Annotated in this window: 13 protein-coding genes; 2 read left to right on the forward strand and 11 right to left on the reverse strand. The window is 71.3% G+C overall.

Features of this window, described 5'->3' with window-relative positions:
- Nucleotides 1–355: 355 nt before the first annotated feature.
- The 3 genes from BJY14_RS03240 to BJY14_RS03250 form a co-directional block, all read right to left on the reverse strand.
- Nucleotides 356–1,903 (reverse strand): M4 family metallopeptidase, encoded by a 1,548-nt coding sequence (locus tag BJY14_RS03240; RefSeq protein ID WP_312878940.1) that lies wholly within the window; start codon nucleotides 1,901–1,903, stop codon nucleotides 356–358.
- A gap of 770 nt (nucleotides 1,904–2,673) precedes the next feature.
- The gene (locus tag BJY14_RS03245) at nucleotides 2,674–3,222 is read right to left on the reverse strand and encodes a hypothetical protein (RefSeq protein ID WP_179842222.1); all 549 of its coding nucleotides are present in this window, start codon (nucleotides 3,220–3,222) and stop codon (nucleotides 2,674–2,676) included.
- Nucleotides 3,223–3,405: 183 nt separating this feature from the next.
- Complete coding sequence (locus tag BJY14_RS03250) at nucleotides 3,406–4,257, reverse strand: SDR family NAD(P)-dependent oxidoreductase (RefSeq protein ID WP_179842223.1); 852 nt, start codon at nucleotides 4,255–4,257, stop codon at nucleotides 3,406–3,408.
- A gap of 232 nt (nucleotides 4,258–4,489) precedes the next feature.
- On the opposite strand from BJY14_RS03250, the gene BJY14_RS03255 reads away from it, so the two are divergent.
- A complete protein-coding gene (locus tag BJY14_RS03255) occupies nucleotides 4,490–6,331 on the forward strand; it encodes a bifunctional sugar phosphate isomerase/epimerase/4-hydroxyphenylpyruvate dioxygenase family protein (protein WP_179842224.1) in 1,842 nt (613 codons plus the stop codon).
- Between the two features lie 36 nt (nucleotides 6,332–6,367).
- On the forward strand, nucleotides 6,368–7,051 hold the full coding sequence (locus BJY14_RS03260; RefSeq protein WP_179842225.1) for a TetR/AcrR family transcriptional regulator: 684 nt from the start codon (nucleotides 6,368–6,370) through the stop codon (nucleotides 7,049–7,051).
- 19 nt (nucleotides 7,052–7,070) lie between these two features.
- On the opposite strand, the gene BJY14_RS03265 is transcribed toward BJY14_RS03260, so the two are convergent.
- Genes BJY14_RS03265 through BJY14_RS03300 form a run of 8 tightly spaced genes read right to left on the reverse strand, consistent with a single transcriptional unit; the run spans nucleotide 7,071 to nucleotide 14,636 of the window.
- Nucleotides 7,071–9,017 carry an oxidoreductase gene (locus tag BJY14_RS03265; RefSeq protein ID WP_179842226.1) on the reverse strand — a complete coding sequence of 649 codons (1,947 nt, stop codon included), beginning with the start codon at nucleotides 9,015–9,017 and terminating at the stop codon, nucleotides 7,071–7,073.
- Nucleotides 9,014–9,166: a hypothetical protein gene (locus BJY14_RS03270; RefSeq protein ID WP_179842227.1), complete on the reverse strand. Its 153-nt coding sequence runs from the start codon at nucleotides 9,164–9,166 to the stop codon at nucleotides 9,014–9,016. The genes BJY14_RS03265 and BJY14_RS03270 overlap by 4 nt, the downstream gene beginning before the upstream one ends.
- Nucleotides 9,166–10,284: a pyrroloquinoline quinone biosynthesis protein PqqE gene (gene pqqE / locus BJY14_RS03275; RefSeq protein WP_218905041.1), complete on the reverse strand. Its 1,119-nt coding sequence runs from the start codon at nucleotides 10,282–10,284 to the stop codon at nucleotides 9,166–9,168. The genes BJY14_RS03270 and pqqE overlap by 1 nt, the downstream gene beginning before the upstream one ends.
- Nucleotides 10,281–10,583 carry a pyrroloquinoline quinone biosynthesis peptide chaperone PqqD gene (gene pqqD / locus BJY14_RS03280; RefSeq protein ID WP_179842229.1) on the reverse strand — a complete coding sequence of 101 codons (303 nt, stop codon included), beginning with the start codon at nucleotides 10,581–10,583 and terminating at the stop codon, nucleotides 10,281–10,283. Before pqqD ends, pqqE begins: the two co-directional genes overlap by 4 nt.
- Nucleotides 10,573–11,346 (reverse strand): pyrroloquinoline-quinone synthase PqqC, encoded by a 774-nt coding sequence (gene pqqC, locus BJY14_RS03285; RefSeq protein ID WP_179842230.1) that lies wholly within the window; start codon nucleotides 11,344–11,346, stop codon nucleotides 10,573–10,575. Before pqqC ends, pqqD begins: the two co-directional genes overlap by 11 nt.
- Entirely contained in the window at nucleotides 11,343–12,242 is a 900-nt protein-coding gene (pqqB, locus tag BJY14_RS03290) for a pyrroloquinoline quinone biosynthesis protein PqqB (protein ID WP_179842231.1), read from the reverse strand. Before pqqB ends, pqqC begins: the two co-directional genes overlap by 4 nt.
- Before the next feature lie 10 nt (nucleotides 12,243–12,252).
- Nucleotides 12,253–12,414 (reverse strand): pyrroloquinoline quinone precursor peptide PqqA, encoded by a 162-nt coding sequence (gene pqqA, locus BJY14_RS03295; RefSeq protein WP_179842232.1) that lies wholly within the window; start codon nucleotides 12,412–12,414, stop codon nucleotides 12,253–12,255.
- Between the two features lie 56 nt (nucleotides 12,415–12,470).
- On the reverse strand, nucleotides 12,471–14,636 hold the full coding sequence (locus tag BJY14_RS03300; RefSeq protein WP_179842233.1) for an outer membrane protein assembly factor BamB family protein: 2,166 nt from the start codon (nucleotides 14,634–14,636) through the stop codon (nucleotides 12,471–12,473).
- Nucleotides 14,637–14,702 lie beyond the last annotated feature (66 nt).

Consider the following 14,702-nt stretch of genomic DNA (forward strand, 5'->3'; position numbering starts at 1 on the left):
CCAGGTGCGGCGAAGTAGCGGCGGATTGCGGGGGGCGGAACAACCGATGTCTTCGCCAGGCATACAAGAAGCGCCCCCTCGGGTCCACCACCCTGACACCCTGCGCTCCCGCCGGGGCTCGCCTTCGCCTTGCAGAGGGCAGGCCATGCCGTCCGCGTGCTTTGTTCTTCTCAGCGGACCGCTCGGAGCGCGCGATAGACGGTTAGCGAGCCCCTCTTCGAACCTCTGCCTGAAAGCACACAAAATGACGACGAGAAAACTCCCGTGAACGACGAGCACGCCCGGTGCGGGCCAGTCCCGCACCGGGCGTGCCGGGAGGTCGTCGGCGACGTCCCGTGTTGCTCTGCCGGACGGATCAGCAGGTCGGCTCGCCGCTCTGCGCGGGGACGTTGATCGCGCTCCACGCGGCCTTCACCGCGTTGCATTCGGTGGCCGAGCTGGGGAACAGCTGCTTGGCCGCCTGGAGGGTCGCGACGCGTGCGCGGGCGTGGCTCCAGCTCGTCACCTTGCGGTTCAGGCCGCCCATGAAGATCTGGCCGGCCTTCTGGATGCCGATGCCCGTGACCCTGGAGTTGTTGCAGGTCGGGCTGGTCGGGTTGCCGTTGGACGGGTTCGAGCCCTCCGCGAGCAGGTAGAACCAGTGGTTCTGCGGGCCGGCCGCCGCGTGCACCTCGGTGCTCGGGATCGAGGACGAGTAGCAGTTCGGGTCGCCCAGCGCCGACGGGTTGTACATGTTGCGGATCGGGCCCTGGCCGACCAGGTCGACCTCCTCGCCGACCAGGTAGTCCGGCGGGTCGAGGGTGGAGGGCTCGTTCATGTAGTGCTCGGTCAGCGCGCCGAAGATGTCGCCGGCCGACTCGTTCATCCCGCCCTTCTCGTTGCCGCTGCCGCCGCTGGAGCCGCCGGGCGTGGTCTGGAAGATCGCGTGGCCGTTCTCGTGGCCGACGACGTCGACGGACGTGGCCAGCTTGGTGTTCGACTGGTTGTGGCCGAAGTTGGTGTAGCTGCCGTTCCAGTAGGCGTTGACGTCGTTCAGCCCCACGCGCGAGGGGAAGCCCCGGCCGTTGCCGTTCGTCCCGTTGCGGCCGAGCCATGCCTTGAGCATGTCCCATTCCTTCTGGACCGCGTACAGCACGTCCACGCAGCCGGTCTCCAGGTTCGTCCCGCTGCCGTTGCCCCAGGCGCTGTCGCTGCCCGTGTAGGCCGAGCCGCCCTGGCCGCCGCACTGGTGGCCGGGACGCGCGGGGTCGGTCATCGACGTCGCCGCGGTGCTCAGGTCCACCGTGCCGTGGTAGAAGCTTCGGTCATCGGCGGCGTCGCGGACGTCGTCGAACGTCCGGACGACCTTGCCGGTCTTGGCGTCGACGAACACGTGCAGCTTCGTCTCGCCCTTCTTCTGGTGACCGGTGACGACCGTTTCGTAGACCAGGCGTCCCTTGCCCTCCGCCAACACGGTGAGGCGGGGGGTGGAGACCGTGTCGACCTTCGCGACCTTGCCACGCGACACCGCGGCGGCCCTCGCCGCCTGGATCGTTGGCTTGGTGCCGACGTCGAGCGTCGAGGTCTGGTTGGCCGAGGTGCTCAGCACACCGCCGTCGGCGTTCGTGGTGACGACGATGTCGCCGCCCAGGACCGGCAGGCCGTCGTAGGTGCGCTGGTACTCCACGTACTGCAGGCCGCGCAGGCCCGAGGTGACGTTCGTACGGAAGATCTTGTCTTTCGGGGCCTTCATGAACTCCGCCGGCTTGGCGGCCACGAAGGTGTCGGCTGAGACCGCCGCGAGCGTGCGGGGGTCCGGCTTGGCCGGGATCGTGCGGGCGGTCGCTCCTGTGGCGGGGACGGACATCGCCACGGCGAGGCCGGCCGCCAGCGCGGCCGCCCCGATCGCGGTCTGGTGTCTCACAGGGTGCTCCTTCCACGGGCCCTGCGGCACAGGGCGTCCGAAGCCTCATGTGGGAGCGCTCCGCGACACCCTTGTCGCCGGGGGGATTGGGGACGTGTCGCTCATACGGGATGAGCTGCCCGAAGTGCACCCTGTCGGACTTGAACGTGTCAATATTTTCAAAGCAGCATGAATTTTCACAAACCAGAAACTGAAAGACTGTAGACGAGACAACTTCCCTGGTGAGCAGCATTCGGCCCGGCCCCACGAGAGTTACGGGCGGCACCGGATCCCGGTGAACGGAGATTGGAGCCCGGGTATCCACGTAGCGATGGTCCGGTCGCTGCTCCCGCTGGTCCCTCGGGCGGTCAAGGTGCCCAGCGAGAGTGCGGGTGCCGGCACGCGCCGTCGTGTGCGCCAGCTGCGGGGTGGCTCGTACGGAATTCCATTCAGCACGTTGACGCCCAAGTCATGGCTGACGCATGCAGACTCCACCATCGTCACATCGCCGATCCGTTGTGCTTGTTCGATGTGCTGAGCCACTGCCTGCACGGGCCCTATGGATTTGAACAAGTACCAAGAATCCTTGGGCAGATAATCCGAGAACTCGGCCTTCGACATCGTCCCGCAACTCCCGGCGCGACCGGGGCCGGATACGGGGTTGTCACGGCGCGACGGCCGGTTGCGATGCTGTTCTCCCAGCCGCCGCACCGGCTGTTCGTGGCGATCGACGCGTTCCTGAGGAAGAGTGCCCAGGCATCCCGGCCGAGACCGATCTGAGCACCAAAGGTTCAGTAGGAGTAGCCCGCGAACCTCCCCGGGAGGCGTCTGCCGTCCATGGCGGCCTTCGGGCAGACGGCGCGCCAGGACTGCTCCACCCGATCGAGCTCTGCGGAGTTGAGCCCGGCCCAACGGCTGGTGAGCTGCCGGCCCTCCATCCGCAGCCGCAGTGTCGCGGTTCCCGCTCCCGGGCCGAGTAGCGACGGGTGGTCGGGATCGTAGTCGTGGCCCCGGTGGGTGATGTGCACCGTGCTCACCATGCGGGGGTCGTGGTCGGTGGTCCGCCCGCTGACGCGGTGAACGCGGATACGGCGCAGGCCGTCGTCGACGACGGTCACCCGGACAAAACGCCGCCGATCCCGCAGCCAGTAGGCCGTGGCCCAGGCCGCGTAGACCGATGCTCCGCAAAACGCCGCGACGGAGACGAACCACTCGTCGCCCAGCCAGAGCAGGCCGCCGAAGCCGGCGAGGGCGGCGGCCGCCGCGACATGGCGGAGCCATCGCAGGCCCCAGCCGTTCCGGTCAGCGGCCTCCCAGAGCAGATCATCCTCTAAACGCACAAGACCATCATCGCTCCAGACGCGGGCCTGGTTCTAGGAACACTTCCGCTCCTTTCCGCCGTCAATTGTGAGGACCTGTCCGGCGATCCAAGCCACCCCATCCGAGGCCAGGAAGGCCGCCGCCCCGGGCCACGTCCTCCGGTGCGCCGAGGCGGCTCGGGTCTCGAGGGCTCAGGGTGAGGGTCAGTGGGTCGGTTGATCGAGGTTGCCGTGAGCTTCGGCCGAGAGGTCCAATCCGTCGGCCCAGGTCTTGAGCCGGTCGGCGTAGGCCTGCTGGATCATCGGGTAGAAGCCCTGGCCGAACAGCACCCGCTGGGGCGGGGCGTCGGAGTCGACGATCTTGAGGAGGGTCCGGGCCGCGGCGGCCGGGTCTCCGGCGGGCTGCTTGCCCGCGACCTGGGCGAGGTGCCGGCGGAGACCGTCGTAGGCCGGGTCGGGCTCGGCCATGTGACCGTTGGCGAGAGGGTCGGGGTTCTTCCCGGACCTGGTGGCGAACCCGCCGGGCTCGATCACGGTCACCTTGATCCCGAAGCCGGCGACCTCGCCGGCGAGGGCTTCGTTCAGGCCCTCCACCGCCCACTTCGAGGCGTGGTAGGCGCCGCCGAGCGGCATCGCGATGAGTCCGGCGGCCGAGGACAACTGAATGATGTGCCCCGAGCCCTGTTCGCGCAGGTAGGGCAACGCGGCCTGGACGACCCACACCGCACCGAACAGGTTGGTCTCCATCTGGTCGCGCAGGTCCTGCTCGGTCAACTCCTCGACCGCGCCGACCTGGGCGTACCCGGCGTTGTTGACGATGACGTCGAGACGGCCGAAGTGCTCCACGGCCCGCTTCACCCCCGCGAAGACAGCGGCCCTGTCGGTCACGTCGAGCGCGACCGGCAGCACCGCTTCGCCATAGGCGGCGACCAGTTCATCAAGGCTTTCGGTGTTCCGGGCGGTCGCAGCGACCCCGTCACCGCGGGACAGTGCGGCCTCGACGAAGTTACGGCCCAGACCACGGGACGAACCGGTGACGAACCAGACCTTGTTCATGATGACGTTCCGTTCCTTCGGAAGTGGCTTTCGAGCACCAGACACCGACGACCAGATCCCTGTGACAGCGGTCGGCTGACCTGTGCCACGGAGACTTCTACCGAGGTAGAGGCGAACGCCGGAGAACTACCGGCAGCCGTTCCGCGGCACGGAACCTCGAACGGTCCAGTGCCGGGGGCCAGGAGCGGATGTTAGGCTAACGTACTAGTTCGTCCATTAGAGGGGGCGCGGTATGCGCAGGTCGATCGCGACCGTGTCGCTCAGCGGGTCGCTGGCGGACAAGCTGACGGCCGTCGGGGCCGCGGGATTCGACGGGGTCGAGATCTTCGAGAACGATCTTCTCGGCAGCGACATGAGTCCCGAGGACGTGCGCCGCCGGGCGGCGGACCTCGGCCTGACCATCGACCTCTACCAGCCGTTCCGCGACTTCGAGGCGGTGCCGCCGGACCTGCTCGCCGCCGGGTTGCGGCGCGCGGAGCACAAGTTCGCCGTGATGGAGCGGCTCGGTGCCACGCGGCTGCTCGTCTGCTCGAACGTCTCCGCCGCGGCGATCGACGACGACATGCTCGCCGCCGAGCAGCTGGGGCTGCTCGCGGAGCGCGCCGCGGAGCACGGTATCGAGATCGCCTACGAGGCGCTCGCCTGGGGGCGGCACGTCGACGACTACTTCCACGCCTGGCAGATCGTTCGCACCGCCGACCACCCCAACCTGGGGATGTGCCTGGACAGCTTCCACATCCTGGCCCGCGACGTCGACCCGTACGCGATCCGCACGATCCCCGGAAACAAGATCTTCTTCCTCCAGCTCGCGGACGCGCCGGCCTTGCCGATGGACGTCCTCTACTGGAGCAGGCACTACCGCTGCTTCCCCGGACAGGGGGACCTCGACGTGACGGGTCTCGTCGACCACGTCCTGCGGACCGGGTACGACGGCCCGCTGTCCTTGGAGGTCTTCAACGACATCTTCCGGCAGGCCGCGGCGATGCGCACCGCCCAGGACGCCATGCGCTCCCTCATAGCCCTGGAGGAGGGGGTCGCACAGCGGGCGGGTGGCTCCGCGTCCGCCAGCGGGGCGCTTCCCCCTCCGGTCGTCCCGACCGGGTTCGCCTTCGCCGAGCTGGCCGCGCCGTCGGCCGGGCCGGTCGGCGAGGTACTGGGCGCGCTGGGATTCGTCCGCGGCGGACGGCACACCGGCAAGCCGGTGGAGCTGTGGGAGCAGGGGGCGGCGCGCATCCTGGTCAACAGCGGGAGCGCCGAAGGCCAGGACGGGCCGGCGCTCGGCGCCATCGGGCTGGAGACGCCCGACCCGGCCGCGTCGGTCAAGCGCGCCGAGGCGCTCCTGGCGCCCGTCCTGCCCCGGCTGCGCGGTCCTCAGGACGCGCCCCTGGACGCCGTCGCCGCTCCGGACGGGACCGAGGTGTTCTTCTGCCGTACGGCCCGGCCGGACCATTCGAGCTGGACCGACGACTTCGCGCAGGACCGCAGTCCCGCCGGTGCGGCGACGGGCGAGATCACACATATAGACCATGTGGCGCTCACCCAGCCCTGGCACCACTTCGACGAGGCGTCGCTGTTCTACCGGAGCGTGCTCGGGCTCCGGCCGCATGACAGCCTGGAGCTGCCCGACCCCTACGGGCTGATGCGCAGCCGCGCGGTGTCCACCGAGGACGGCGGGGTTCGGGTGGCGCTCAACGTGGCCTATGTCGGGGCGCACGACGGCAGGGACGACCTGGCGTGGCAGCACGTGGCGCTGGCGAGCGCGGACATCGTGGCGACCGCGCGGCGGATGCGTGCGGCAGGGGCCGCGACGCTCGTCGTTCCGGACAACTATTACGACGACCTCGAAGCCCGGTACGACCTGGGCGCGGAGCGGCACCTCCTGCTCCGGGAACTCGGGCTGCTCTACGACCGGGACGACCGCGGGGAGTTCCTGCACTTCTACACCGCGACCATCGGCCGGGTGTTCTTCGAGATCGTCCAGCGGACGGGCGGCTACCGGGGGTACGGCGCGGCCAACGCGCCGGTCCGGCTGGCCGCCCAGCACGCCCGGCGAACCCGCCGCGCCCCACACTAGGATCTGGTCCGTCAGCCATCACCATTGCGGAGTCACATGTCGACGCGGTCCGTCACACCCGCCTCGGGAGAGCGTCAGCGCGACGCCGACCGCACCCGGGCGGAGATCCTGGACGTCGCTCAGCGGGAATTCGCGCGGCACGGTTACGCCGGTGCCCGGGTGGACGACATGGCGGCGCTCATGCGCACCACCAAGCGGATGATCTACTACTACTTCGGGGGCAAGGAGAAGCTGTACCTCGCCGTGCTGGAGAAGGCGTACGCCGAGGTCAGGAAGCTGGAGTCCGCCATCGACGTGCGGCATCTGGCACCGGTGGAGGCGATCCGCACGCTGGCCGAACTCACCTTCGACCACCACGAGGCGCATCCCGACTTCATCAAGCTCGTCAGCATCGAGAACATCCACCAGGCCGAGCATCTGCGCGAGTCGCGGATCCTCGCCGATCTCAGCGGCCCGGTCGCCGACCTGATCTCGCAGATCCTCGCCGCCGGCCGCGCGAGCGGCGACTTCGTCGCCGACGCCGACGCCGTCGACGTGCACATGATGATCAGCTCGTTCTGCTTCTTCCGGATCGCCAACCAGCACACGTTCGGGGTGCTGTTCGGCCGCGACATGACGGCGCCGGAGCACCGGGACCGGCACCGCGAGATGATCGGCGACATGGTCGTCGCCTATCTGACCGGCGCCGGACGCGGAGGACCCCGGGAGGGCCTGGGGTAGGCGGACGCGCGTCCGGCGGTCAGCCGATCTCGGCAGGGAAGGCGCCGGCGACCGACACCGCGTCGCGAAGAACCGCCCCCAGGGAGTTCGGCACGCCTGCCGCCTCACCGACCAGGCGGAAGGGTGTCCCGGTGTTCGCCGGGAGCCACCTCGGCCGTTCCGGGCCGGGAGCCGGCTCCTGCGAGACCAGAACCGGGCCGGGAGCGGCGATCTCCTCCCGGCCGGCAGGGCCTCGCACGACCAGGTGATCGGTTCCGACGCGCACGACGCGGCGTCCCAGCAGGATGCGCACCGCCGGGTTCTCCGCCAGGCGGGCGACGGGCAGCATCCTCGCCCGGGGGCCGACCTCGGGCGCCAGTGTCTCCCGCGCGGCGATGATCTGGACGCGGCCGCCATGGACGGCGATGTGGTCGGCGACGGCCATCGCGGCCTGGTCGGCGCCCCAGATCGTGCACTGCTCCGGCGGTTCGCCGCCCTCCCTGAGCCACTCCGCGATCTCGGCGACGTGCGGGGGCCCGGCGCCCTCGACCTCGGGGAGGCGGGGCGCGCGTCCGGTGGCGAGGACGACCGCGTCCGGCCGCAGCGAGGCGAGGACCGCCGCGTCCGCCGCGACGCCGGTGCGGACCTCCACGCCCAGCCGGTCGAGTTCGCCGGCGTACCAGTCGAGGACGCGGTGGTGGCCGGGATTGCAGTGGAGGGCCGCGGCCAACCGGAACCTGCCGCCCAGACTGTCCTCCCGTTCGAGAAGACGGACCTTCAGCCCGCGTCCGGCCGCCAGGCGGGCGGTCTCCAGGCCCGCCGGTCCCCCACCGACGACGACCACGCCGCCGCCGGACGGCCCGTGCCGCGAGGACGGCCGGGCAGTCCCGCTCCGCCGCGGCTCCGGCGCGCCGACGTCGGGGTTGACCGAGCACGGCACGGGCGCGCCGCCGTGCAGGCTGTCGATGCACACGTTGCAGGCGATGCACGGCCGGAACGGCTCGCCTGCGAGGACACGGCGCGGCCATCGGGGGTCGGCGTGCAGGGCCCGGGCCACGCTCACGAAGTCGGCGCGGCCGCGGGCGACGACCTCCTCGGCGACCTGCGGATCGCTGATCCGTCCCGCCACGCCGACCGGCAGGCCGAGCGTCCGATAGGGCTCCGCGTGCTCGGCCAGGATCCCGGGGGGCCACTCCCCCGGCTGCACCATCCACTGCGCCGCCTCGTAGTTGCCGGCGGACACGTCGATGAAGTCGATCAGCTCGAGGCGGGCCGCCCGGACCAGTTCCAGGGTCCGGGCGGCGTCGAGCCCGCCCGGCACGCCCTCGAAGGCGGAGATCCGGATGCCGACGCACAGCTCCGGCGCGGCGTTCCGAACGGCCGCGAGGACCAGGTCGAGGAACCGCATGGGGTCGGCGAACTCGTCCGTCCGGAGGTTGGTCAGCGGCGAGAGGAACTGGTGCACCAGGTATCCGTGGGCGGCGTGCACCGACAGGACGTCCACGCCGGCCTCCCGGCAGCGTCGCGCGGCCTTTCCGTAGCACTCGACGAGGTCGTGGACCTCCTCTCCGCCGAGTACGGCGGGCATGTCCCCGCCGGCGGGCGGGCAGGGCACCGCGGACGGTGCGACCGGCGGCAGTCCGCTGACCCGGCTCCGCACCGTGCGACCGCCGTGGTTGAGTTCCACGCCCGCTTTCGCGCCGTGCTCGTGGACGGCCGCGGCCATGGCGGCGAGTCCCGGGATGTGGCGGTCCTCGGCGACGCCCGCTTGACGTGCGCGCCCCCTGCCGTCGGCGCGGACGTAGGAGGCCTCGCTGAACACCAGCGCCGCTCCGCCTTCCGCGCGTGCCGCCAGGTAGTCGATGTAGGCGCGCGTCATCTCACCGTCGGGAGTGCAGTAGTTGCGTTCCATCGGGGCGCTGACGACGCGGTTGCGCAGGACGACCGGACCGAGCGTCAGCGGCCTGGCCAGCGCCGGGTATCTCATGTCGCCGGCCCGGTCTCGCCGGCGGCGTTCCCGCACGGGAACTCCAGTGCCACGCGGTACCCGCGCCAGCCGAGCCCGGCGATGCAGACCGTGGCGAGGTCGCGGAAGAGGTCGACCGCGTCCCGGCCTTCGAAGCGGTGGAGCCGCATCACTTCTCCTGTGGTGCCGGGACGCGCCGGCCGGCTCCGGGTCTGCGGTAGACGAAGCCCGGCCGCGCGCCGGTGTCCTGGGCGGCGGCCATGGCGGGCTCGCGCACGAGGTGGTGGTCGGGGGAAAGGAAGCAGGCGGGGTCGGTGCGCGCGGCATCCCCGGTGAGCGCGAAGGCCTGGCAGCGGCATCCGCCGAAATCGGTCTCGCGGCGCGGGCAGTCCCCGCACGGGCCGGTCATCCAGCCGGTGCCCCGGTAGGCGTTGAACGCTTCCGACTCGGTCCAGATCCAGGCCAGTGAGTCGCCGCGAACGTTCGGTGGGCGCAGGTCCGTCATCGCGTAGGCGGCCGGGCAGGGCAGCGCGGTCCCGTCTGGCGCGACCGTGATGGACCGCGCCCCCCATCCACCCATGCACGGTTTGGGGACGCCTTCGTGGTAGTCGGGCATCACCCACACGAGCTCGGGCCCGCCTCCGGTCGCCCGGTGTTCGGCGACCGTCGCCTTGGCGCGCTCCAGTTGCTCCCGGGACGGCAGCAGGGCGGTTCTGTTGCGCAGGGCCCAGCCGTAGAACTGGGCGTTGGCCAGCTCGATGCGGTCGGCGCCCCAGCGCGCGCCCAGCTCGAGAATCTGTGGCAGATGGTCGAGGTTGTGCCGGTGGAGGACGATGTTCAGCCCGAACGGCAGTCCGGACGCGCGGACCAGCTCGGCGGCATGCGCCTTCGCCGTGAACGAGGCGCGCCCGGCGATGAGGTCGGAGTTCGCCGGGTCGGCGTCCTGCACCGACAGCTGCACGCTGTTGACGCCGGCGTCGGCAAGGGCGTCCAGCCGTTCGCGGGTCAGTCCGAGGCCGCTGGTGACGAGCTGGGTGTAGACGCCCGCCCGTCCGGCCGCGGCCGCGATCTCCTCCAGGTCCTCGCGGAGCAGCGGTTCGCCGCCCGAGATGTGCGCCTGGACGATGCCGAGTCCGGCGGCCTCGGCGAAGACGCGCGCCCACTCGTCCGCCGCCAGTTCGGTGCTGCGCCGGACCAGCTCCAGGGGGTTGGAGCAGTAGGGGCAGTGCAGCGGGCACGCGTGGGTCACTTCGGCGAGCAGTGCCCAGGGTGCGGCGGGTTGCGTCAACGCAGCCATCCCTCCGTGCGGATTCTCGTGAGGAAGTCGGGGACGTCCTTGTCGAGCGGGGCGTCGGGGTAGGTGCGGGCGAGTTCGGCGATGATGCCGGTCAGGGTGCGCCGCCCGTCGCAGAGCCGCAGGATGCGGCCGCCCTCCCGGCTGAGCAGGACGGCGCGTTCGGGCATGAGCAGCAGCTCGGCATCGCGGACGCGGTCGTACCGCAGGAGGACGGACCGGGCCAGAGCCGGCCGCCAGGGTTCGGCCGGTGCGGCGACGGCCGGGGCCACCGGGGCGGCGTCAGCGGTCATCAGCCGTCCCGGTGCGTTCGGGGGACGCGTGCTCGACCGCGTCCAGCAGCGTCCAGAGGACGTCGCACTTGAGGGCGAACGCCGCCAAGACCTTCTCCTGGTCGGCGCGGGTCTCGGTCCACCGGTGCACGAGGGCAAGCGCCTCGTCGGCGTCGCGGCGGCCCTGCTGGACCCGGACCTGGAAGTAGCGCAGCCCTTCGGGCTCGATCCACGGGTAGTGGCGCTCCCAGGCCCCGATGCGCGTGACCATGAGGTCCGGCGCGAACAGCTCCGTCAGCGACGACGCGACGGCTTCGAGGGGCGAGCCGAGGCGGCAGAAGTTGAGGTATCCGTCCACGGCGAACCGCACGGCCGGAAGGACGCCCTCGCCCGACAGCAGCAGGACGCGGTCCAGCCCGGCGGCCTCGCCGAGCCGCAGCCACCGCTCGATTCCACCGGCGTCGCCCGGAGCTCCTCCGTCGCCGTCCCGGCCGTCGTGGTCGTGGATGCGCCGGATCCAGCTCCGCCGCAGCTCCCGGCCGTCCAGCTTGGCCAGGATGATCGCGTCCTTGATCGGGATGTTGCGCTGGTAGTGGAAGCGGTTGAGGATCCAGCAGCGCAGTTCCGCCCGCGACAGCAGGCCCTCGTGCATGCGCAGGTTGAAGGGGTGCCGGTGGTGGTAGCGCTCGGCGGCGGTCTCGCGGAGGCGCCGCTCCAGCTCGTCCGGCGTCCAGGGGCGGGTACGGGAGCCGCCGGGCGCGGGACGGGACGGGGCCGTGCTCACAGTTCGATCACCAGGCCTTCCGGTGCCACCTCGACGCCCATCGCCGCGAGGGTGCGATGCCCCTCGTGGCCAGGGTCGACGAGGGGGTTGGTGTTGTTCAGGTGGGTGTACAGGCGCCGGGCCGCGGGCAGCGCCGCGAGCCGCTCCGCCGTCCCGCCGGGACCGGTGATCGGCAGGTGGCCCATCTCGGTGGCGGTCTTGCGGGTGAAGCCGGACCGGCGTGGTTCCTCATCGTCCCAGAAGGTCCCGTCGACGATGACGCAGTCCGCGGCGGCGAGCGCGGCGGCGAGGCCGGGTGACCAGTCCGCGACCGCCGGGGCGTACACGAGGCTCCTGCCGCTGCCCCGGTCGGTGACGTGAAGTGCCACCGACCAGGGACCGTCGGAGATGTCGAGGGCGGCCGCGTAGCGGGGTCGCTTGCCCGACACCCGCACGGCGCTGATCTCCAGGTGGCCGGAGCCGTCCAGCGGGACGGGCCCGTCCTCTGGCAGGTCCGTCCAGGCGAGGTCGGCGTAGGGAGCGAGGACGCGGTCGAGGCGCAACCCGCGCTCCAGCGCGGCGCGGACGGTGCCGGTGGCGGCGATCCGCAGTTGCTGCGCCTCCCGGAGCCGCGGGAGGCCGAGCGTGTGGTCGAGTTCGGCGTCGGTGAGGATGACCCCCGCGACGGGGCTCCGGTCCCGGGACCGCGGCCGCAGCTCCGCAGTCGATTCGATCTGCTCGGCGATGTCGGGTGTGGCGTTCACCACGTGCCATCGGCCCTCGCCCGCCTCGATCGCGACCGAGGCGTGCCGGCGGCGCCATCGCGGGTGCGCGCGGGCGGCGGCGCACCCGTGGCACGCGCAGTTCCACTGGGGGACGCCGCCGCCCGCGGCGGTGCCGAGTATCCGCACCCGCATCGTCACGAGGTCAGAGCTCGGCGCCGAAGTAGGCGGTGACCTCCATGGAGGTCTCGACGATCTGGTAGCCGGGCGCCGACCAGGCGGAGCCCTGCTCACCGGCCGGGGTCGCCGGTCGGGCCTCCCCGTTCTCGGTGGTCGCGGCCTCGGTGTCGGTGGTGTGCGCGGTCATCGCTGCTTCCCTTCCGTTGATGGATCCGGTAGGCCCGGGGCACCGCCCCGGGCGGCTCACTGGACGACGATCTTCCCGGTGCTCTGGGGGAAGACGGGGTCGTTGTAGAAGTACTCGCCGCGCCCGGTGAACCTGTGCTTGTAGGACTCACCGGGCTTGAGCCGCCCGCTGTTGAAGACGTGCTCGAAGAACGACGCGGCGCCGTGGGAGTGCTCGTTGCCGGCGGGGTTGACGAACGTGACCTCGGTCCCGACCGGGACCGTCAGGTGCTGCGGTGACATCGCGTTCTGGGCGACGGTGTTCTCCTCGCCGCCGGGCGCGCCGGCCGCGGGGTCCCAGATCCGGCCGAGCGTGACGGTGTCGTTCACGGCGCTGCCCGCGACCGCCGCCGCGCGGATCTGGTTCCGCTTGGAGGGCGGCGTGGGCGCGGGCGCGGGGCCGACCTTGCCGCCGAGCTTGAACGCCCAGAGGTGGTCGCCCTTGGGGATGTCGGGGTAGGGCAGCCCGCTGCCGCCGGCGAAGACCGCGACGTACTGCTCGCCGTCGATCTCGTAGCTGATCGGGCTGGTGTGGACGCCCGCGCCGCACTGCCACGTCCACAGGTCGCGGCCGTCGGCGTCGTCCATGGCGACGAGCACCCCGTCCGGCCGGCCCTGGAACATCACGCGCCCGGCGGTCGTGAGGATGCCGTTGCCGTGGGCGAGGGACCATTCGCCCTCCTTGCGCCACACGGGCTTGTTCGTGCGCGGGTCCACTGCGGCGAGTCCGCCCGAGAAGTACTCCCCGAGGGGGCGTGCGGTGTTGACGCGCCCGCCGTTGGTGTTGGAGTAGGACGAGTTGATCAGCCCGTAGCCGACGTAGACGAACCCGGTGTGCGGGCTGAACGACAGGTACGACCAGTCCGCGCCGCCGCCCGCGCCGGGGAACAGGATGGTCGCGTCGTCCCAGAACGGCGTGAAGATCTCACCGGTCGGGTAGTACGGCACCGGCCTGGTGGTGTCGTGGAAGCTCGGGGCCTGGTGGACGAACGGCTCGCCGCCGGGGAAGGGCTGGGTGGGCCAGGTCTTCTGGCGCGGCTCCTGCGGGACGGGCCGCTCGGTGATGCCGTGCACGGGCCTGCCGGTCGCACGGTCCAGGATGTAGTACATCCCGACCTTGCTGCCGTAGACCACCACCTTGCGCTTGCGGTGGCCGATCTGCAGGTCGATCAGCACCGGGGCCATGACGTTGTCGTAGTCCCAGATGTCGTGGTGGACGGACTGGAAGTGCCAGCGGCGCTTCCCGGTCTTGGCGTCGATGGCGACCAGGCAGTTGGAGAACAGGTTCGCACCGCCCCGGGTGGAGCCGTTCGTCCGGGGGTAGGGGTTGCCGAACGTCCAGTAGACCAGGCCCAGTTCCGGGTCGACCGCCGGGTGGATCCAGCAGACGGCCCCGCCGGTCTTCCAGGTTTCGCCCTCCCAGGTGTCGTTGCCGTACTCGCCGGGGCCGGGCGTGCCCCAGAACGTCCAGGCGACCTCGCCGGTCCGGGCGTTCAGCGCGTAGCCGCGGCCGCGGGCCCCGGCCGTGCTCCCCTCGGTCCCGACGTAGATGAGGCCGTCCCAGTAGACGATGGCCCCGGCGAGCCCGCCACGGTTGCCTCCGCACTGGCCTTCCTGGGGGTCGCAGGACGGGTCGCCCTCCCCGGCGATGAGCAGCTCGCGCTGCCAGACGACGGCGCCGGTCCTCTGGTCCAGGGCGTAGACGACGTTCTCGCCGGAGGTGGTGAAGACCAGCCCCTCCCCCAGCCCCACCCCGCGCATGTTGGTCTGCCGGGCGCCGACGCCGGTCCGCCACTTGACCTCGCCGGTCCGGCCGTCGACGGCGAACACGTTCTGCTGGGCGGTCTGCACGTACAGGACGCCGTCCTGGGCGACGATCGTGCTCTGCTGCGAGCGGCCGGAGGTGCTGCCCCCTTCGAGGTTGACGTGCCAGGCGCCGCCGAGGCGCCTGACGTTGCCGCGGTCGATCCCGCGCAGCGTGGAGTGGTTCTGGTTGGCGAGGTTCCCGCAGACCTTCGGGAAGTCGCGTCCGGTGGGACCGAACGCGGCCGGCTGGCGGGGCACCGGCAGCGCGAGCCGGGAGCCGGCCGTCTGGGCCTGCGCCTCCGGAGCACGGAGCGGCGCGAAGGCCATGGTGCCGCCGACGGCCGCGGCCGCACCGGTCAGGAAGTTCCGTCGTTCCATGCCCGCTTCCTCTCATGGTCCGCTAGGCGGACTTGAAGGTCCAGTGAACGGACGCCACGGTAAGTC

The organism is Actinomadura luteofluorescens, assembly GCF_013409365.1.
GTDB lineage: Bacteria > Actinomycetota > Actinomycetes > Streptosporangiales > Streptosporangiaceae > Spirillospora > Spirillospora luteofluorescens.

What these genes read in the sequence shown, in the direction of transcription:
- BJY14_RS03250 (WP_179842223.1), bottom strand. Translation starts at nt 4,257, where the DNA reads ATGAACAAGGTCTGGTTCGTCACCGGTTCGTCCCGTGGTCTGGGCCGT.
- BJY14_RS03255 (WP_179842224.1), top strand. Translation starts at nt 4,490, where the DNA reads ATGCGCAGGTCGATCGCGACCGTGTCGCTCAGCGGGTCGCTGGCGGAC.
- BJY14_RS03260 (WP_179842225.1), top strand. Translation starts at nt 6,368, where the DNA reads ATGTCGACGCGGTCCGTCACACCCGCCTCGGGAGAGCGTCAGCGCGAC.
- BJY14_RS03265 (WP_179842226.1), bottom strand. Translation starts at nt 9,017, where the DNA reads ATGAGATACCCGGCGCTGGCCAGGCCGCTGACGCTCGGTCCGGTCGTC.
- BJY14_RS03270 (WP_179842227.1), bottom strand. Translation starts at nt 9,166, where the DNA reads ATGCGGCTCCACCGCTTCGAAGGCCGGGACGCGGTCGACCTCTTCCGC.
- pqqD (WP_179842229.1), bottom strand. Translation starts at nt 10,583, where the DNA reads ATGACCGCTGACGCCGCCCCGGTGGCCCCGGCCGTCGCCGCACCGGCC.
- pqqB (WP_179842231.1), bottom strand. Translation starts at nt 12,242, where the DNA reads ATGCGGGTGCGGATACTCGGCACCGCCGCGGGCGGCGGCGTCCCCCAG.
- pqqA (WP_179842232.1), bottom strand. Translation starts at nt 12,414, where the DNA reads ATGACCGCGCACACCACCGACACCGAGGCCGCGACCACCGAGAACGGG.
- BJY14_RS03300 (WP_179842233.1), bottom strand. Translation starts at nt 14,636, where the DNA reads ATGGAACGACGGAACTTCCTGACCGGTGCGGCCGCGGCCGTCGGCGGC.